This window comes from Pseudomonas sp. NPDC012596, from assembly GCF_042902325.1.
GTDB lineage: Bacteria > Pseudomonadota > Gammaproteobacteria > Pseudomonadales > Pseudomonadaceae > Aquipseudomonas.
The window spans coordinates 70,037-89,295 of record NZ_JBIBEB010000019.1; the positions used below are offsets into that span (position 1 = coordinate 70,037).

Below are 19,259 nucleotides of genomic sequence, written 5' to 3' on the forward strand. Positions count from 1 at the left end.
CTCAATTGAAACCGCTGGTGGAAATGAAGTCGACATCGGTCTTGGGTTCGGCACGCATCAGGCGCTCGATCACCTGGTTCAGCGTGCGCCCCTCGAAGAGGATGGCATGCAGGCCGGCCACCAGCGGCATGTATACCTGTACTTCCTCCGCCTTGGCCTTGAGCACCTTGAGGGTATTGACCCCTTCTGCCACCTCGCCCAGGCGACTGACCGCCTGCTCCAGGGTCAGGCCCTGGCCCAGGGCGTGGCCTACCTGGTAATTGCGGCTCTTGGGCGAGGAGCAGGTAACGATCAGGTCGCCTACGCCGGCCAGGCCAAGGAAGGTCATGGGGTTGGCGCCCTGGCTCACGGCGAAGCGGGTCATCTCGGCCAGTGCGCGGGTGATCAGCATGCTCTTGGTGTTCTCGCCCATGCCCAACGCCACGGCCATGCCGGCGATGATTGCGTAGACGTTCTTCAACGCGCCACCCAGCTCGACGCCGAAACGGTCGTTGCTGGCATAGACCCGGAAGGTGCTGCCATGCAGCACGGCCTGCACACGTTCGCAGAGCGCTTCGTCCTCGCTGGCGACCACCGTGGCGGTCAGCGCATGCTCGGCGATCTCGCGGGCAAGGTTCGGCCCGGACAGCACGCCGATACGCGCTTGCGGGGCAATCTCTTCAAGAATCTGGCTCATCAACTTGAAGCTCTGCGCTTCGATGCCCTTGGTCAGGCTGACCAGGCATTTGCCACTCAGCAACTCGGCATGCGGCGCCAGCACGCTGCGCAGGGCACTCGATGGCAGCGCGACGAAAACCAGGTCGCTGGACTGCAAGGTGGCCAGCAGGTCGTTGACTGGCTCGACGCCATCATGCAGCCGAATACCCTTGAGGTAGCGAGGGTTCTCGCGATTGACGCGCATGGCTTCGGCCTGCGCGGGGTCGCGCATCCATTGGCGCACCGGCACACCGTTTTGCGCCAGCAGGTTCGCCACGGCGGTGCCGAAGCTACCGCCTCCCAGAACTGCAACAGGTTGCTGTTGAGTCATATTCAATCCGTTAGAGCCATTAATGAAGTGGCGACGGGGGGCATTATACGGTGCGCAGGCGACAGAGCCAGTGGCAGTGCCCGTGAAGCGGTCGGCACTCATGCCGCAGATCACTGGCAAAACCTCCACGGTCAGTTAACATGCCTGTTTCAACCCTGATACAAGGCCGTATCGTGTTCCCTGGCACGCCTCACTACCCTCGCCTGTTGCTGCTGACCGCCTTGCTCGGCGGCCAGGCTTTTGCCGACGACCTGTTCATCGACAACGCCGACCTGCCGCAGGTTCTGACCGCCACGCGCCTGAAACAATCCCCGGCCGCCGTGCCGGGCAGCATGACCGTGCTCGACAGCGAGCTGATTCGTGCCAGCGGCGCCCGTGATATTCCCGAGCTGCTGCGCCTGGTGCCAGGCATGATGATCGGCTACGGCGCCGGCAACCAGCCGACGGTCAACTACCACGGCACCAGCGTCAACGAAGCCCGGCGCATGCAGGTGCTGATCGACGGCCGATCGGTGTACCGCGCGGGCCTGGCCACAGTCGATTGGAGCGACATCCCGGTAGCGCTCGAGGATATCGAGCGCATCGAGGTGTTCCGCGGCCCCAACACCGTCAGCTACGGCGCCAACGCGCTGATGGCGGTGGTCAACATCCTCACCCGCAACCCGGCCGACAGCCACGGCACGCGCATGAAGCTGACCCGCGGCCAGAACGGCATCGACGATTACTACCTCAGCCAGGGCCTGGGCTGGGACGGCGGCGACCTGCGCCTGTCGGTATCGGGCCAGAAAGATGACGGCTTCGATGAAAACCAGTTCGGCCAGGATTACCGCGACAGCCGCCGGCTCAACCGCTTCAACCTCAGCGTCAGCCACACCCTGGCGCCGAACCAGACGCTGGAATGGCAGTTGGCGGCCAAGGAAGGCAGCAACCAGCGGCCCTACACCTATCAGCCGGTGTTCCCCTTCGTGACCGAAAGCGGCGACAACGCAGACGTCAACGCCAAGGATTATGCGGGCTCGGTGCGCTGGAACATCGATTTCAACCCCGAACACAGCCTGTACGTGCAGGGCTCGGCCCAGCACTTCGACCGCCAGCAGGTCTGGCGCGCGTGCGACGCGGCACTGTCGTTCAGCCCGGAGTTGACCCGGCTGTGGCAACTGAACCCGAATTTCGCCGAACAGGTCGCCCGCGGGGCCAACAACCCGCCCAGCAGCAGCAACCCTGAAGAACAGGCGCTGGTCGACGCCATCAAGAACCAGTGGAACAACCAGGGTGGCAGCAATGTGGTGTGCGGCGATGTCGATCAGAGCACCCGCGAAACCCGCTACGACCTGGAAATCCAGGACACCCTGAGCCTGACCGACAGCCTGCGCCTGCTCAGCGGCATGAACTACCGCTATGATCGCGCCGACTCGCAGACTTACTTCGACGGCAGCCTGGACGATCAGACCTGGCGCCTGTTCGGCCAGCTGGAGTGGCGCGCCGACGAGCACTGGATCGTGCAGGGCGGCGCGATGTTCGAAGACTCGCAGCTGTCCGGCAGCTCGTTGACCCCGCGCATGGCGGTCAATTACCTGATCACGCCACGCCACGGCTTGCGCGCGGTGTACTCCGAAGCCGTGCGCTCGCCGGACATGTTCGAGAACAACGTCAACTGGAGCTACACGGTCAAGAACCTCACACCCACCGCATTCGGCCAGCAGCACGGTGAATATTTCGTCAAGACGCGCGGGCCGGGCGACCTCGACCAGGAACGCATGCGCTCGCGCGAGCTGGGCTACAACGGGCAGTTCAGCGACATTGACCTGAACATGGATGTGAAGCTGTTCTACGACGAGATCACCGGAATGATCAGCGAACCCTTGAAGAACAACCAGTACATCGCCAGCAACGCCAACAAGGCCCGCTTCAGCGGCAGCGAGGCGCAGCTGGACTGGCGCCCCACCCGGCGTGACCGCCTGCGCTTCACCTACGCCTACGTCGACGCCTGGGCCAGCAACCCCGTCGACAGCGCCAACACGGCCCGCAACAGTGGCTCGGCCGGCTGGATGCGCGAATGGGGCCAAGGCTGGTCGAGCGCGCTGTTCTATTACGGTGACGCTACGCTCAACCAGTATCGCTACGAGCGCCTCGACCTGCGCGTGGCCAAACGCATGCGCATCCAGGGCAGCAACCTGGAGCTCGCCGCGTTGTGGCAGCAGCGCCTGGACGACGAGCCGATTACCACGGCCCAGAACCGTTACGACAGCCGACACCGCCTGAGTGTCAGCGCAGAGCTGGAGTTCTGATGGCCCGACTGCTGCGCCTGCTGCTGTTCTGCTTGTTGCCACTGGGTTCGCTGTCTGCCAGCGAAATCCTGCTGGTCGGCGGCGAGGACCAGCCCGGCATCCGCAGCTTTGTCGCAGCGCTCGAAAGCCGCCGCAGCCATGACCAGGTGCGGTTTCAGACCGTCGCCGAACTGCCCCGCCCCGGCCTGCTCACGGCAGATACGCGCCTGGTGCTGCTGGACAGCGCCGCGCTGGACTGGCGCCTGGGCGAAACTGCCGGCCCACCGGCACTGGCCATGCGCATCAGCCGCGTGCAGGCCGAGCAACGCCTGGGAAAGTCGCGCCCGGCCTTCCTGACCTTGCTGTGGAGTGACGCGCCACTGGCCCGGCAACTGCGCCTGGCCCGCTACCTGCTGCCCCAGGCCCAGCGCATCGGCGTGCTGTACGGCGAGCATAGCCATTTTCTGCTCGATGAACTGCGCCAGGCGGCGCGCCCGCTGGGGCTGGAGGTCGTGGCCCAGGACTGGCCGGACCAGCGCGACAGCCGCCCGCTGCAGCATGTGCTGGGCAACAGCGACGTGCTGCTGGGGCTCGACGACCCCGACCTGTACAACTCCAAGACCGCCAAGAACCTGCTACTCAGCAGTTATGGCCGGCAGATGGCGCTGATCGGCCCGAACGCCGGTTTCGTCCGCGCTGGCGCACTGGCCAGCACCTACAGCGACCAGGATGACTGGCTGGCGGTCCTCGACCAACTGCTCGACCATCCGCCGGCACGCTGGCCCCGCAGCCTTTACCCGGCACGCTTTGGCGTCAGCGGCAACCAGCAGGTGGCCCGCGCCCTGGGCCTTGAACCGATCGATCCGAACGCCACCGCCAAGGCCCTGGCCGAAGGAGAACACACCCCATGAGCAAACGCCTGAGCTGGGACATCCATACCCGCACCCAGATCATCAGCCTGGGCCCCGCGCTGCTGCTGACCTTGCTGCTCATCAGTTTCTTCACCTTCGTGCGCATCCAGGACTTGCGCCAAGAGCTCAACCACACCGGGCAACTGATCGCCAACCAACTGGCCCCAGCGTCCGAATACGGTGTCATCTCGGGCAACAACGAAGTGCTCGAAGGCTTGATGCGCGCCACGTTGAGCATCCCCCATGTGCGCTTCCTAGAGGTGCAGGACAGCCGCAACCACATCCTGGTGTACGTCGAGCAGTCCGACGAAAGTGCCAACCGGGCTCAGCGCGTGGAAGTATTCCAGGCGCCGATCCGCCTGCAGCAAATCCGCCTGGACAACGACTTCCTGCAGCAGGGCAAGGCCCCGCAGCCGGCGATAGGCGACGACTACCTGGGGCGGGTGATCGTCGGCATGTCGGACGACGCCTTCAGCCAGCGCCAGCAGGAGATCGTGATCAAGGCCGGCATCCTGGCGCTGTTCGCGCTGCTGTTCACCTTCCTTCTAGCCCGCCGCCTGGCCATGAGCCTGGCCAAGCCCATCAGCGACATGGGCCACGCGGTCAAGGCCATCCAACAAGGTGAGTACAACACGCCGCTGCCGGTGGTCGACGACAGCGAACTGGGCCACCTGGCGCACCACATCAACAACCTGGCCAACGCCCTTGAACAGGCCAGTACGGAACAGAAGCAGGCCATTGCCCAGTTGATCCAGGCCCGTGAAGAGGCCGAACAAGCCAACGGCGCCAAGTCCGAATTCCTGGCGATGATGAGCCACGAGCTGCGCACGCCCATGAATGGCGTGCTGGGCATGCTGCAACTGCTGGAAACCACCCCGCTGACCAGCGAACAGGCCGAGTACACGGCGGTGGCCAGCGAATCCACCGGGCACCTGCTGAAGGTGATCAACGACATCCTCGATTTCTCGCGGATCGAACGCACCACGCTGCAGCTGGAACACATCGATTTCAACCTGGGCGAGCTGATCGCCAGCAGCGTGCAGTCGTTCCAGCACAGTGCACAGCAGCGCGGCTTGCACTTGCACCTGCAGCTACCCGACGACAATGGGCCGTTGCAGGTGGTGGGCGACCCCACGCGCATCCGCCAGATCCTCCTCAACCTGGTCGGCAACGCCTTGAAGTTCACAGAACGTGGCCAGGTCCAGGTCGAGGCCCGCTGGCAGGTACTCGACCGCCAGACGCTCTGGTTCACCTGCAGCGTGCGCGACACCGGCATCGGCATCGACAGCGAGCGCCTGGAGATGATGTTCGTTGCGTTTCAGCAAGCTGACAGTTCGATTTCGCGGCGCTATGGCGGCACCGGCCTGGGCTTGTCCATCGCCCGCACCCTGGCGGAACGCATGGGCGGCAAGCTGCGTGGCGAAAGCCGCGAAGGGCTGGGCTCGACGTTCACCCTGGAGATGCCGCTGGCACTGGCCACCGCCACGCCTGCAGCACTGCCAGGCGCGGCGGTGGCCCACGGGCAGCTCGCGCAAGGCGAACGCATCCTGCTGGTTGAGGACAACCCGGTCAATCAGAGTGTCATCGAGGCCATGCTACGTAGCCTGGGCCTTGAGGTCAGCGTGGCCCACGACGGCATTCAAGCGGTCGAGCAGGTCAGCCAGCATCGGTTTGCCGCCATTCTGATGGACTGCCGGCTGCCACAGGTGGATGGCTATGAAGCCACCCGGCGGATCCGCCTGCTGCCCAATGGCGGCCTGCTACCGATCATCGCCTTGACCGCCAATGCCTTGCAGGGCGATCGTGAACGCTGCATCGACGCCGGCATGAACGATTACCTGAGCAAACCCTTCCGCCGCACCGAGCTGCAACGGGTATTGCAACGCTGGTTACCCGGCCAGACAGCCGCGACTGGCGATAAATGCTAAAGTGCGGCAGTCTTAAGGACTGGACAGGACCTTCTTCGGCCCTGAAAATAGACGTTTCAGTGCACACCTGTACTTCTTTCGCCAGGTGCGCTGTGACTTTCACCACAACGCAATAGTCTACCTGTAGGCTGCCGCTCGGAGAGATGCCGGGTTGGCCGGGAAGATTCATCCCCTGCCACAGGGGGTTATTGAGGAGCTCGCATGACCAAACAACACGCCTTTACTCGGGAAGACCTGCTGCGCTGCAGTCGCGGTGAGCTGTTCGGCCCAGGTAATGCGCAACTGCCCGCGCCGAACATGCTGATGGTCGATCGCATCACCCATATCAGCGAAGAAGGCGGCAAGTACGGCAAAGGTGAATTGGTCGCCGAGCTGGATATCACCCCGGACCTGTGGTTCTTCGCCTGCCACTTCGAAGGCGACCCGGTAATGCCGGGCTGCCTGGGCCTCGATGCCATGTGGCAGCTGGTCGGTTTCTTCCTCGGCTGGCAAGGCCTGCCAGGCCGTGGCCGCGCCCTGGGTTCGGGTGAAGTGAAATTCTTTGGCCAGGTATTGCCTACCGCCAAGAAAGTCACCTACAACATTCACATCAAGCGCGTCCTGAAGGGCAAGCTGAACATGGCCATCGCCGATGGCTCGGTCAGCGTTGACGGCCGCGAGATCTACACGGCCGAAGCCCTGCGGGTCGGCGTGTTCACCTCCACTGACAATTTCTAAGGGTTATTCGCATGCGCCGCGTCGTTATCACTGGTCTGGGCATCGTATCGTGCCTGGGCAATGACAAAGCTACCGTCACCGAAAACCTGCGTAACAGCCGTCCGGGTATCCGTTTCAACCCGGAATACAAGGAAATGGGGCTGCGCAGCCAGGTTTCCGGGTCCATCGACCTCAACCTCGAAGAACTGATCGACCGCAAGGTCTACCGCTTCGTCGGCCACGCTGCGGCGTACGCCTACCTGGCGATGCAGGACGCGATCAAGGACGCTGGCCTGACCGAAGAGCAGGTTTCCAACCCGCGTACCGGCCTGGTGGCTGGCTCCGGCGGCGCCTCGACCCTGAACCAGATGGAAGCGCTGGACACCCTGCGCGAGAAAGGCGTCAAGCGTGTCGGCCCTTACCGCGTCACCCGCACCATGGGCAGCACCGTTTCGGCATGCCTGGCTACCCCGTTCAAGATCAAGGGCCTGAACTACTCGATCTCGTCGGCGTGCGCCACCTCGGCCCACTGCATCGGCACCGCACTGGAGCAGATCCAGTGGGGCAAGCAAGACATCGTCTTCGCCGGTGGCGGTGAAGAAGAGCACTGGAGCCAGTCGTTCCTGTTCGATGCCATGGGCGCCCTGTCGACCAAGCGCAACGACACTCCGGAACTGGCCTCGCGCGCCTACGACGCCGACCGTGATGGCTTCGTCATCGCTGGCGGCGGCGGCATGGTCGTGGTCGAGGAACTGGAGCACGCCCTGGCCCGTGGCGCCAAGATCTACGCCGAAATCGTCGGCTACGGCGCGACTTCCGACGGCTACGACATGGTCGCGCCAAGCGGCGAAGGTGCAATCCGCTGCATGCAGCAGGCGATGTCCACCGTCGACACCCCGATCGACTACCTGAACACCCACGGCACTTCGACCCCGGTCGGTGACGTTGCCGAGATCAAGGGTGTTCGTGCAGTGTTCGGCGACAAAGCGCCGAAGATCAGCTCGACCAAGAGCTTGTCGGGCCACTCGCTGGGCGCCGCTGGCGTGCACGAGGCGATCTACTGCCTGCTGATGATGGAAAACAACTTCATCGCCGGCTCCGCCAACATCGACGAGCTGGACCCGGAAGTTGCGGACCTGCCGATCGTGCGCAAAACCGAAGAAAACGCCAGGATCGATACGGTCATGAGCAACAGCTTCGGCTTTGGCGGCACCAACGCCACCCTGGTGCTCAAGCGCTGGGAAGGCAAGTAAGGCCTTGATGTTGTAACAAAAACGCCCCGACAGGTTCGGGGCGTTTTTTTGCCTGCAGGTTTTGTGTAGGGCTAGCGAGCCTTGGGCAACACCGCCAGGAAGTTGTCCCGCGCCACCTTCTTCGCCACCCCCTCCGGCAAGGCATCCAGAAACGGCTTGAAGCCGTGCATCTGCTCACCAACGCTACCGAATTTACCCACCACATCGGACCCCAGCATGAAGCGCTCCGGGTACCGCTCGACCAACGCCAGCCACTCCTTGCGCGGCGCGCCCTGGTCATCCAGCAGATAGGGCTCCAGCACACTCCAGGACAGGTCGATATACAGGTTCGGGTAGTCCTCGAGCAAACGCGTCAGCACCGGCAGCAGAAAATCCATCTGCGTCTGATGCCGATGGATCTCCATGCTGGTGCCCGCATGCGCCCAGATGAACCGGGTATGCGGATGGTTACGCAGCGGCTCTTCGATCTCGGCCAGGTACAGCGGGTTGCGCTCACGCTTGGAGGTGATGTTCGAGTGCAGCAGCACCGGCATGTCGCGCTCGGCGGCCAAGTGATAGATGCGCGTCATCGCCTCGTTGTTGGCACGGGGCGTGTCACCGCTGGTCAAGGCCGTAAGGTCGTCGTGGCGGGTGAAGACTTCACCAATGCCTTGCCACAGCCCGGGATACAGATCGAGCATGCGCTCGATATGGCTAACCGCGTTCTTGTCGACCGGGTTGAAGCCCGTCAGGAACGGATGAAAGCGTTTACGTTGCGCTTCGGGCAATTTCTGCAACGCTGCCGCCACGTAGGTGTCCGTGGCGCTGTACCAGTACGCATCGGCATCGTCACCGGCGTAGTAGCGCGGGCGCTTGGGCTCGTCTTCATGCCATTTCTTGGCCACCGGTACGCCGGAGATCATCGAGTGCTCGACACCGGCATCATCCATCGCCTTGATCAGGGCAGGCATGCCCTCGGTCTCCTGGAAGAAGTCCACATAGTGCAGGTGGGCATCGCTGTAACGGTAGTCACGCGCCGGTGCCGCCTGGCACAACCCTCCACATAACAGCAGGCAGGCCAGCGCTCTGGCGATCATGGGCAGCTTCCTTCTCCGGGTATGAGCAGAGTAGACCCGGCCGCGCAGCTGGCGGTTCAGCAATGCAGCGCAAACAGCTATGCTGGGGGCACTTGCACCGCGCCTGGAGCCCAGCATGAGCAGCCCCCTGATCATCCGCCCGCGCGCCGAATCGGTCGAGGGCCAGCCGATCCTGCGCCCACTGCCTTCGGCGCAGTGCCGCAGCGTCGGGCCGTTCGTGTTCTTCGACCATATGCTGGAAACCGACTACGCCCCGGGCCATGGCATGGACATCCGCCAACACCCGCATATCGGGCTGTCGACGCTGACCTACCTGTTCGAAGGGGCGATCCTGCACAAGGACAGCCTGGGCTCGAATCAGCGTGTATTGCCGGGCGATGTCAGCTGGATGACGGCCGGCAGCGGCGTGGCGCATGTCGAGCGCACACCGGCGGATGCGCTGGCACACGGTTCGCGCTTGCATGGGCTGCAGGTGTGGCTGGCGTCGCCCCGCTCGCTCGAGCAAGGCGAACCGAGTTATAGCCATCATCCCGCAGCCAGCCTGCCGGTGAGCGATACCCTGGGCGTGCGTATCTGCATGATTGCCGGCAGCGGTTTCTGCCTGGATTCGCCGGTGCCTGTGCTCTCCCCTACCCTTTATGCGCACGTACAGATGCAGCCGGCAACGACGCTGCTGATACCGACTGAACACGCGCAGCGGGCGCTTTACCTGCTGGATGGCGAGTTGCTGCTGGGCGATGAGGACGTGGAGCCTTGCAGCCTGGTGCTGCTGCCCGAGGGCGAGGACGTGACGCTGTATGCGCAGGGCGAGTGCCAGCTGGTGCTGATTGGCGGGGAGCCGCTGGACGGGCCGCGGCGGATGAACTGGAATTTCGTGGCCAGTGCCCCGGAACTGATCGAGCAAGCCAGAGCCCGCTGGGCTGCGGGGGATTGGCCGCGGGTACCTGGGGAAACCTCAAGGATCGAGTTGCCACGGTAATTCTGGGGCTGCTCTGCAGCCCATCGCCGGCAAGCCAGCTCCTACAAAAAGCGGCCTACGCTGCCATGTAGGAGCTGGCTTGCCGGCGATGGGGCGCAAAGCGCCCGCTGCTATATCAGCGCTGGAACACTTCAGTCAGCAGGTTGTGCATCGAGCGGAAGGCCCGCTCCGAAGTGCGACGGTCATACTGCATCTTGCCCGGTACATTGGCATTCGGGTCGGTAAACGAGTGCACCGCCCCGCCATAGCTCAGCAATTGCCAGTCAACCTTGGCCGCGTTCATCTCCTCCTCGAACGCCGGCAACTGCTCCTTCGGCACCAGTGGGTCCGACGCGCCGTGCAACACCAGCACCGAACCCTTGATGTGCTTGGCATCTTCCGGGTTCGGGGTATCCAGCGTGCCATGGAACGACACCGCAGCCTTCAGATCAGCGCCGGTACGGGCCAGCTCCAGGGCGCAACAACCGCCAAAGCAGAAGCCGAAGGTGGCCACCTTGCCAGGCTCCAGCAGTGCCTTCGACTGCGCCAGCAGCTGCTCCAGCGCCCCCTTCATGCGCTTGCGCAGCTCGCTGCGGTCGTTCTTCAACGGCATCATCGCCGCACCCGCCTCGTCGGCATTTGACGGCCGCACCGATTGCCCATACAGGTCGGCAATCAGCACCACGTATCCCTTCTCGGCCACTTCCTTGGCAATGCGCTCGGCACCTTCGCCAATACCCATCCAGTTCGGCGCCATGACAAGCCCAGGGCGCCCCAGCGCGCCGGGCTCGTATACAAGGCGGCTTTCATAGGTCTTGCCAGACAGGTGATAAACCAGCGATTCGACGATTACCTTGCTCATCAAGCACTCCTTAAGGCTTCACCATGAAAAAAGCCCGCCGAAGCGGGCTTTCCTTTGCATCAACTCAAGCAGACAGCTCGACCAGCAGCTTGTTCAGGCGACGAACGTAAGCCGCCGGGTCCTTCAGGCTATCACCGGCCGCCAGCGCTGCCTGATCGAACAGGATGTGCGACAGCTCGGCGAAGCGGTCTTCGCTTTGCTCGTTGTCGAGCTTCTCGATCAGCGGGTGGGTTGGGTTGAATTCGAAGATCGGCTTGGAGTCCGGCACCTTCTGCCCGCTGGCCTCGAGGATCTGGCGCATCTGCAGGCCCAGGTCCTGCTCGCCGATGGCGAGGATCGCCGGCGAGTCGGTCAGGCGGTGGGACACACGCACTTCAGCGACGCTGTCACCCAGCGCACCTTTCAGGCGCTCGACCAGGCCTTCCTTGTCCTTGGCGACTTCTTCCTGGGCCTTCTTGTCTTCTTCGGAGTCCAGCTTGCCCAGGTCCAAGTCGCCGCGGGCGACGTCGACGAAGGCCTTGCCGTCGAACTCGTTGAGGTAGCTCATCAGCCACTCGTCGATACGGTCGGTCAGCAGCAGCACTTCGATGCCTTTCTTGCGGAAGACTTCCAGGTGCGGGCTGTTCTTGACCTGCGCGTACGACTCGCCGGTGAGGAAGTAGATCTTGTCCTGGCCTTCTTTGGCGCGGGCCAGGTAATCCGCCAGGGCAACGCTCTGCTCGCCGCTGTCGTCTTGGGTGGAGGCAAAGCGCAGCAGGCCGGCAATCTTCTCTTTGTTGGCAAAGTCTTCGGCCGGGCCTTCCTTCAGCACCTGGCCGAAGTTTTTCCAGAAGCCTTTGTATTGTTCAGGCTCGTTCTTCGCCAGTTTATCCAGCATGTCCAGCACGCGCTTGGTCAGCGCGGTCTTCATCGAATCGATGATCGGGTCTTTCTGCAGGATCTCGCGGGAAACGTTCAGCGACAGGTCGTTGGAGTCGACCACACCTTTGATGAAGCGCAGGTACAGCGGCAGGAACGACTCGGCCTGGTCCATGATGAACACGCGCTGCACGTAAAGCTTCAGGCCGCGCGGTGCTTCGCGCTGGTACAGGTCGAACGGTGCGCGGGCCGGCACGTACAGCAGCGAGTTGTACTCAAGCTTGCCTTCGACCTTGTTGTGGCTCCAGGCCAGCGGGTTTTCGAAGTCATGGCCGATGTGCTTGTAGAACTCCTGGTATTCCTCGTCCTTGATCTCGGTACGCGGACGGGTCCACAGCGCGCTGGCGCGGTTGACGGTTTCCCATTCTTCGGCTGGCTGTTCTTCGCCTTCGGCGGCAGCCTGCTCCTTGGGCAGCTGAATTGGCAGGGCAATGTGGTCGGAGTATTTCTTGACCACGTTGCGCAGGCGCCAGCCATCGGCGAATTCCAGCTCGTCCTTCTTCAGGTGCAGGACGATGCGGGTGCCGCGCTGTGGTTTTTCGACCGTGGACACCTCGAAGTCACCCTCGCCTTTCGACGACCAGTGCACGCCCTCGGCAGCCGGTTGGCCGGCGCGGCGGCTGAACACGTCGACCTTGTCGGCGACGATGAAGGCCGAGTAGAAGCCCACGCCGAACTGGCCGATCAGGTGAGAGTCCTTCTTCTGGTCACCGGTGAGGTTTTTCATGAAGTCGGCAGTGCCGGACTTGGCGATGGTGCCCAGGTGTGCGATCACGTCTTCACGGCTCATGCCGATGCCGTTGTCCTCAAGGGTCACGGTACCGGCGTCCTTGTCGAAGCTCACGCGGATCTTCAGGTCGCTGTCGCCTTCGAACAGCTCCGGCTTGGCCAAGGCTTCGAAGCGCAGCTTGTCGACGGCGTCGGAAGCGTTGGAAATCAGCTCACGCAGGAAGATTTCCTTGTTCGAGTACAAGGAATGAATCATGAGGTGCAGCAGCTGCTTTACCTCGGTCTGGAAGCCCAGGGTTTCTTTTTGTGTTTCCACACTCATGGTCTTCAAAACTCCGATCTGATGGCAGTGGGCGCCGGGCAGCCGATTCGGCCTGCGTTAACGGCGGATGTCATGCAGATGGGGGCTGCCCAGACGATTTCAAGGGCTTTTCCGGTTCGATCTTGAAATGAGCACGCGCAGTGGCGATCGGAGCTTGCCGATCGCCCTGCCAGGCGGTAATCGCCACGTTGGTCACGCGCCGGCCTTGGCGCCACAGCTGGCACTGCGCGTAGGTATCGCGAAAATGCCCGGCACGCAGGTAATCGATGGAAAAATCGATGATCTTCGGAATGCTCGCACTCTCGCTGTAAATAAGCAGATACAAGGCGGCAGAAAGCTCCATGAACCCGGCGATCACGCCACCATGCACCGCCGGCAGCAAAGGGTTGCCAATGTTGTCCGCATTGGCCGGCAGGCGGAACAGCAGGTCATCGCCCTGACGCTCGCACTCGATACCGATCAGGCCGGCGTAGGGGATCAGTTCCAGCAATGGCTGATAATCGCCAACCGCGTGGGCCTCGTTAAGGCGTTTACGGACATCGTGCGGAATCATGCGCGGCCCTCTTTCAGGTCTTTGCCGAAACGGATACCGCCTTTGATGCCCTGGCCCAGGCGCATGAAAGTGCCCACCACCTGGCAGATCGGCTGGCTGGGGTCATCCTGGTAGGCCGTTCCACGGGTAAAGATCACGTCACGGGTGACCCGGTAGCATTGGGCGTGGCCGTAGATGGCTTTACCGGCTTGCGCGGGATGCATGTAGTCGATGCGCAGGTCGAGGGTCGGGCACACCTCAAAGCTTGGCAGCACGCAAAGCGTGGCCATGCCGCACGTCGTGTCCATCAGCGTGGTCAAGGCGCCGCCATGCACTGCGCCGGTTTGCGGGTTGCCGACAATGGCAGGCGACCAGGGCAACAGCAGGGTCATGCCCTCGGCATCCGCATAGGCCACTTGCATGTGCAATACTTGGCAATGCCTGAGCGCCGACAAGAAGCGTTCGGCCATGGCCATCAAGGTTGAATCGGTCATTGGTAGTGTCCCTGATCAATGCGCATGATTACTGCCACGGCGGCATAAAACCGGTAAAAAGTCTATATAGAACGCGGTGTTATATATCTGTAATTGATGCGGAACTATTTCTGCACGGGCGAACTCGAAGGAACAAGTCACTTATTCCACCAAGGAGAAACACCCCCATGCGTAAACCATTTGCTTTTGCTCTGATGCTGGCTGCTGCCATGGGCCTGGCTGCTTGCGATAAAGCGAGCGAAGACAAAGCCCAGGACGCACAAGAACACGCCGAGCAAGCCCAGGAAAAGATGGGCGAAGCTCAGGATAAGATGAACGACGCTGCCAAGGAAAACGCCGAAGCCGCCAAAGATCAGGCCGAAGCCGAGAAGAAGGCTGCCGAAGAAGCCGCACCGGCTACTCCGGCTCCATCGACCGCGCCTGCCGAGCCTGCCAAGCAGTAATCGCGCCGTACAAAAAAACCCGACAGTGTCGGGTTTTTTTGTGCCTGCAACTTAGCGGTTAAACGTTTCAGGTATTAACGCTGGCGTTTTCTTTGCTGGCGTCGCTCGGTGCACTTTCGGTGGGCGTGAATACCATCACTTCCAGCACATCGGAATGGAACTCGCGCCGATACAGGATCAGCACTACACCCACACTCACCACCATGAACAACCACGGGCTGATGAACCAGGTGAGCATGGCCATGCCGAAGTAATAAGCGCGCAGGCCAAAGTTGAACTGGTTGGCCGCCAGCGACAACACCCTCGCCGCGCGGGACGCGAATGCCTTGCGCTCGAGTTCATTGACCAGGCGCTCACCGATCATTGGCGCGGACCCTACCAATACGGCAGCGAAGTTGTATTGGCGCATGCACCAGCTGAAGGTGAAGAAGGCGTAGACGAAAACCGCCGCCAGGCACAGCAACTTGATTTCCGACATCCCCTGCGACGCCTGCTGCACCAAGGGCAGGTCTGCCAACAGTGACAAGGCACGATCCGAGGCACCCAGCACGGTGAGGATGCCGGCGAGGATAATCAGGGTACTGGACGCAAAGAACGAGGCGTTGCGCTCCAGGTTGCCGATCACGCTGGCATCCGCGATGCGGTTGTCGCGCAGCAACATGCGCCGCATCCAGTCTTCCCGGTACAAGTGCAGCACACTGGCCAGGCAGGCCGTGTCGCGCCCCTTCCAGATGGCGTAGCGGGTGTAGCCGCCCCAGCAGAGGACGAACCAGCTGACGGCCAGCAAATTGTGGAGGTTGCTTTGGATGAAATTCATGCAGGGCTCCCGAAGGCCAGGTGCACTAAGGATAGAGACCGGGTTTCGACGCCCGCAAACACGGAAAGGCACACCCCTGTAACAAAAAAACCCCGCATCCTTGAGGATACGGGGTTCAGGGTATCGACCTGCGGCTGGCACCCTACGGCTTGTGGCCGGTACCAGCGGCGGGCTTCAACGCATCAGGCCAGCGCTTCGCGCGGCTTGCCGAGCATACGGTCGCACGCCACGGCGCCCACCAGGGTGACCACCGAAGGCACCAGCCAGGCAAGGCCCTGATCGCTCAGCGGCAAGTGCGCCATGAAGTCTGGCAGCACGTGGGCAATGCTGCTGCCTTTGACCGCATCGACGATGCCGAACACCAGCGACACCAGCATTACCGGCGCGAGGATGCGCGTCGGCGAATTCCACAGGTCTTTGACGAAGCTCAAACCCACCACCACGATGCAGGGCGGGTAGATGGCGGTCAGCACCGGGATCGAGAACATGATCAGCTTGGTCAGGCCCAGGTTGGAGATCAGCAGCGAGAAGCCCGCCAGGATCACCACCAATGCACGGTACGACAGCGGCAGGATCTGGCTGAAGTACTCGGCACAGGCGCAGGTCAGGCCAACGGCCGTTACCAGGCAGGCCAGCGCGATCAGCACGGCAAGGAAACCACTGCCAAGCGAGCCGAAGGTGTGCTGCACATAAGCGTGCAGAACCGCCGCACCATTGGTGGCGTCAGCCGCGATGTCGTGGCTGGTGGCACCCAGGCGGAACAGGCTGATGTACACCAGCGCCAGGCCCACACCGGCAATCAGGCCGGCGATGATGGCATAGCGGGTAATCAGCTTCGGCGACTCGACACCCCGCGAACGGATGGCATTGACGATGACGATACCGAAGACCAGAGCACCCAGTGTGTCCATGGTCAGGTAGCCATCCGAGAAGCCTTTGGAGAAGGCCGCCGCAGCGTATGCTGGCTGCGCCTCACCAATGCTGCCCGCCGGCAGCGCGAAGGCAGCGATGCCCAATGCGGCCAGGGCAATGATCTTCAGCGGCGCGAGGAAACGGCCCACGGTATCGAGCAGCTTGCCCGGATACATGGAAACCGCCAGCACTACGATGAAGTACACCAGGCTGTAGATGAACAGCGCCAACGGGCTTTCGCCGGTCAGCGGCGCCACGCCCACTTCGAACGACACGGTCGCGGTCCGCGGGGTCGCGAACAGCGGGCCCACCGAGAGGTAGCAAACGGCCGCCAGCAGGCCACCGAAGAACTTGCCAATCGGGCTGCTGAGCGCATCCATGCCGCCACCGACCTTGGCCAGGGCGACCACGGTGATGACCGGAAGGCCCACGGCAGTCACCAGGAAACCTAGTGCGGCCATCCACACGTGCGGCCCGGACTGCAGGCCAACGATAGGTGGGAAGATGATATTGCCGGCGCCTACGAAAAGCGCAAACGTCATAAAGCCAAGCGCCAGGATATCCTGGCCTTTTAAAACTTTCATTTAGGGTAGTACCACACTGCTGAAATCGGGATTCGAGAAGGGATTTCCCCATGGATGAGGGAAATGCTGCCCGGCTTGATAGGCCAGACCCGTTTAGCGTGTCGTTCCCTTTTGGGGTACGGGCACAGAGTGAACGCTTAGATTAACCGTTTTACCCCACAAACGCACTGGCACAGTGCTGCTTGTCCGATGTGCGTACATGTTTGTCGTCTGGTTGACCGTCTCAGACGACAATTTATTGCTGAATCACGCGAATGTCTGGTTGAAAATCCTGATAGGGGTAATCGAATTTTCTGAAGCGCACTTACATCTGAAAAACGACAAAGGCCACCCGAAGGTGGCCTTTGTGCGCGTGGGGGTATTACGTGTTACTTACTTCTTGGCTTCCCAGCCAGTCAGCTCGGCCAGGGCCTTGCCGATGTCAGCCAGGGAACGCACGGTTTTCACACCCGCGTCCTGCAGCGCAGCGAACTTCTCGTCCGCAGTGCCTTTGCCGCCGGAGATGATGGCGCCAGCGTGGCCCATGCGCTTGCCCGCAGGTGCAGTAACACCAGCGATGTAGGAAACGACAGGCTTTGTGACGTGGGCCTTGATATAGGCCGCAGCTTCTTCTTCAGCCGAACCGCCGATCTCACCGATCATGACGATCGCTTCGGTCTTCGGGTCTTCCTGGAACAGCTTCAGGATGTCGATGAAGTTGGAGCCCGGGATCGGGTCACCGCCGATGCCGACGCAGGTCGACTGGCCGAAGCCGGCGTCGGTGGTCTGCTTCACGGCTTCGTAGGTCAGGGTGCCGGAACGCGACACGATACCGACCTTGCCTGGCAAGTGAATGTGGCCTGGCATGATGCCGATCTTGCACTCGCCCGGCGTGATCACGCCTGGGCAGTTAGGGCCGATCAGGGTAACGCCCAGCTCGTCGCACTTGACCTTGGCATCCAGCATGTCCAGGGTAGGAATGCCTTCGGTGATGCAGACGATCAGCTTGATGCCGCCGAAGGCCGCCTCCAGGATCGAGTCCTTGCAGAACGGAGCCGGAACGTAGATCACCGAAGCGTCAGCGCCGGTCGCTTCCACAGCTTCCTTGACGGTGTTGAACACCGGCAGGCCCAGGTGGGTGCTGCCACCCTTGCCTGGGGTAACGCCGCCGACCATCTTGGTGCCGTAGGCGATGGCTTGTTCGGAGTGGAAAGTACCCTGCGAGCCGGTGAAGCCCTGGCAGATGACTTTGGTGTCTTTATTGATCAGGACGCTCATTACTTGCCCTCCGCAGCTTTGACAACTTGTTGAGCAGCGTCGGTCAGGCTGGTTGCCGCAATGATGTTCAAACCGCTTTCTGCCAGTACTTTAGCGCCCAGTTCGGCGTTGTTGCCTTCGAGGCGAACGACGACCGGAACTTTAACGCCGACTTCTTTCACTGCACCGATGATGCCTTCGGCAATCATGTCGCAGCGAACGATGCCGCCGAAGATGTTGACCAGAACGGCCGCGACATTGCTGTCGGACAGAATGATCTTGAACGCTTCGGTAACGCGCTCTTTGGTGGCACCGCCGCCTACGTCGAGGAAGTTGGCTGGTTTGCCGCCGTGCAGGTTGACGATGTCCATGGTACCCATGGCCAGGCCAGCACCGTTGACCATGCAGCCGATGTTGCCTTCCAGGGCCACGTAGTTCAGCTCGAAGCTGGCAGCGTGGGCTTCACGAGGATCGTCCTGCGACGGGTCGTGGAAGGTTTTCAGCTTCGGCTGACGGTACATGGCGTTTGCGTCGATGTTGATCTTCGCATCCAGGCAGTGCAGGTCGCCGTCGGCCTTGATGACCAGCGGGTTGACTTCCAGCAGGGCCAGGTCGTGCTCTTTGAAGAGCTTGGCCAGGCCTACGAAAATCTTGGCGAACTGTGCAACTTGCTTGCCTTCCAGACCCAGCTGGAATGCCAGTTCACGACCCTGGAACGGCTGAGCGCCGACCAGCGGATCGATAGTAGCCTTGATGATCTTCTCAGGAGTTTCGTGAGCGACTTTCTCGATGTCCACGCCACCTTCGGTGGAGGCCATGAACACGATGCGGCGGCTCGAGCGATCGACTACAGCGCCCAGGTACAGCTCTTTGGCGATGTCAGTGCAGGATTCGACCAGGATCTTGGTCACTGGCTGACCGTTGGCGTCGGTCTGGTAGGTTACCAGACGCTTGCCCAACCATTGCGCAGCGAACGCCTTGGCGTCTTCCTTGCTGCGAACCAGCTTGACGCCGCCCGCTTTACCGCGACCACCTGCGTGAACCTGGGCTTTGACAACCCACTCGGAACCGCCGATCTTGTCGCAAGCTTCTGCTGCAGCTTCAGGGGTGTCGACTGCGAAACCCTTGGAAACTGGCAGGCCGTATTCAGCGAACAGCTGCTTACCCTGATACTCGTGAAGATTCATGCTTTTTACCGTCTTCGTTAGGTACTGCGCTTCGGCGCTGCGCCATTGCTGGCGCCGCACCACCTGTGACCGTCAACCCCGGGTTTTCCCGTGTAGTTCGGTCCGGC

The 19,259-nt window shown here is 62.0% G+C and carries 17 protein-coding genes; 7 read left to right on the plus strand and 10 right to left on the minus strand.

Translation table 11 applies throughout. The features are described from left to right. Position 1: 1 nt before the first annotated feature. Positions 2–1,027, minus strand: a complete 1,026-nt coding sequence (locus ACFY68_RS21130; RefSeq protein ID WP_387531309.1) for an NAD(P)H-dependent glycerol-3-phosphate dehydrogenase — start codon at positions 1,025–1,027, stop codon at positions 2–4. A 140-nt stretch (positions 1,028–1,167) separates the two neighbouring features. Between ACFY68_RS21130 and ACFY68_RS21135 the strand changes: the two genes are divergently transcribed. The 5 genes from ACFY68_RS21135 (at position 1,168) to fabB (ending at position 8,082) form a co-directional block, all read left to right on the plus strand. Then, the gene (locus tag ACFY68_RS21135) at positions 1,168–3,315 is read left to right on the plus strand and encodes a TonB-dependent receptor plug domain-containing protein (RefSeq protein ID WP_387531313.1); all 2,148 of its coding nucleotides are present in this window, start codon (positions 1,168–1,170) and stop codon (positions 3,313–3,315) included. Then, complete coding sequence (locus tag ACFY68_RS21140; protein WP_387531316.1) at positions 3,315–4,205, plus strand: ABC transporter substrate-binding protein; 891 nt, start codon at positions 3,315–3,317, stop codon at positions 4,203–4,205. The genes ACFY68_RS21135 and ACFY68_RS21140 overlap by 1 nt, the downstream gene beginning before the upstream one ends. Beyond that, positions 4,202–6,133, plus strand: a complete 1,932-nt coding sequence (locus tag ACFY68_RS21145; RefSeq protein WP_387531319.1) for an ATP-binding protein — start codon at positions 4,202–4,204, stop codon at positions 6,131–6,133. Before ACFY68_RS21140 ends, ACFY68_RS21145 begins: the two co-directional genes overlap by 4 nt. 201 nt (positions 6,134–6,334) lie before the next feature. Continuing rightward, positions 6,335–6,850: a 3-hydroxyacyl-[acyl-carrier-protein] dehydratase FabA gene (fabA, locus tag ACFY68_RS21150; RefSeq protein WP_012315334.1), complete on the plus strand. Its 516-nt coding sequence runs from the start codon at positions 6,335–6,337 to the stop codon at positions 6,848–6,850. An 11-nt stretch (positions 6,851–6,861) separates the two neighbouring features. Then, positions 6,862–8,082 (plus strand): beta-ketoacyl-ACP synthase I, encoded by a 1,221-nt coding sequence (gene fabB, locus ACFY68_RS21155; RefSeq protein ID WP_346615129.1) that lies wholly within the window; start codon positions 6,862–6,864, stop codon positions 8,080–8,082. 71 nt (positions 8,083–8,153) lie between these two features. Here the strand turns inward: fabB and ACFY68_RS21160 are convergent, their stop codons facing one another. Beyond that, positions 8,154–9,158 carry an amidohydrolase family protein gene (locus ACFY68_RS21160; RefSeq protein ID WP_387531323.1) on the minus strand — a complete coding sequence of 335 codons (1,005 nt, stop codon included), beginning with the start codon at positions 9,156–9,158 and terminating at the stop codon, positions 8,154–8,156. Positions 9,159–9,273: 115 nt separating this feature from the next. On the opposite strand from ACFY68_RS21160, the gene ACFY68_RS21165 reads away from it, so the two are divergent. Further along, entirely contained in the window at positions 9,274–10,137 is an 864-nt protein-coding gene (locus ACFY68_RS21165; protein WP_387531326.1) for a pirin family protein, read from the plus strand. A 115-nt stretch (positions 10,138–10,252) separates the two neighbouring features. Here ACFY68_RS21165 and ACFY68_RS21170 read toward each other — a convergent pair whose 3' ends face one another. From ACFY68_RS21170 to ACFY68_RS21185, 4 genes are all read right to left on the minus strand, one after another. Then, on the minus strand, positions 10,253–10,978 hold the full coding sequence (locus ACFY68_RS21170; protein ID WP_346615132.1) for a dienelactone hydrolase family protein: 726 nt from the start codon (positions 10,976–10,978) through the stop codon (positions 10,253–10,255). A gap of 64 nt (positions 10,979–11,042) precedes the next feature. Further along, positions 11,043–12,947, minus strand: a complete 1,905-nt coding sequence (gene htpG, locus ACFY68_RS21175; protein WP_387531329.1) for a molecular chaperone HtpG — start codon at positions 12,945–12,947, stop codon at positions 11,043–11,045. Between the two features lie 70 nt (positions 12,948–13,017). Further along, positions 13,018–13,500: a PaaI family thioesterase gene (locus tag ACFY68_RS21180; protein ID WP_387531332.1), complete on the minus strand. Its 483-nt coding sequence runs from the start codon at positions 13,498–13,500 to the stop codon at positions 13,018–13,020. Further along, entirely contained in the window at positions 13,497–13,973 is a 477-nt protein-coding gene (locus ACFY68_RS21185) for a PaaI family thioesterase (RefSeq protein ID WP_387531335.1), read from the minus strand. The genes ACFY68_RS21180 and ACFY68_RS21185 overlap by 4 nt, the downstream gene beginning before the upstream one ends. A gap of 167 nt (positions 13,974–14,140) precedes the next feature. On the opposite strand from ACFY68_RS21185, the gene ACFY68_RS21190 reads away from it, so the two are divergent. Further along, entirely contained in the window at positions 14,141–14,416 is a 276-nt protein-coding gene (locus ACFY68_RS21190; RefSeq protein WP_346615136.1) for a hypothetical protein, read from the plus strand. Between the two features lie 67 nt (positions 14,417–14,483). Here ACFY68_RS21190 and ACFY68_RS21195 read toward each other — a convergent pair whose 3' ends face one another. The 4 genes from ACFY68_RS21195 to sucC form a co-directional block, all read right to left on the minus strand. Next, complete coding sequence (locus ACFY68_RS21195; RefSeq protein ID WP_387531338.1) at positions 14,484–15,233, minus strand: DUF599 domain-containing protein; 750 nt, start codon at positions 15,231–15,233, stop codon at positions 14,484–14,486. A 182-nt stretch (positions 15,234–15,415) separates the two neighbouring features. Further along, entirely contained in the window at positions 15,416–16,729 is a 1,314-nt protein-coding gene (gene brnQ / locus ACFY68_RS21200; protein ID WP_387531341.1) for a branched-chain amino acid transport system II carrier protein, read from the minus strand. A 372-nt stretch (positions 16,730–17,101) separates the two neighbouring features. Continuing rightward, positions 17,102–17,986: a succinate--CoA ligase subunit alpha gene (gene sucD / locus ACFY68_RS21205; RefSeq protein ID WP_172230032.1), complete on the minus strand. Its 885-nt coding sequence runs from the start codon at positions 17,984–17,986 to the stop codon at positions 17,102–17,104. Further along, complete coding sequence (sucC, locus tag ACFY68_RS21210) at positions 17,986–19,152, minus strand: ADP-forming succinate--CoA ligase subunit beta (RefSeq protein WP_008091914.1); 1,167 nt, start codon at positions 19,150–19,152, stop codon at positions 17,986–17,988. Before sucC ends, sucD begins: the two co-directional genes overlap by 1 nt. Positions 19,153–19,259: the final 107 nt, after the last annotated feature.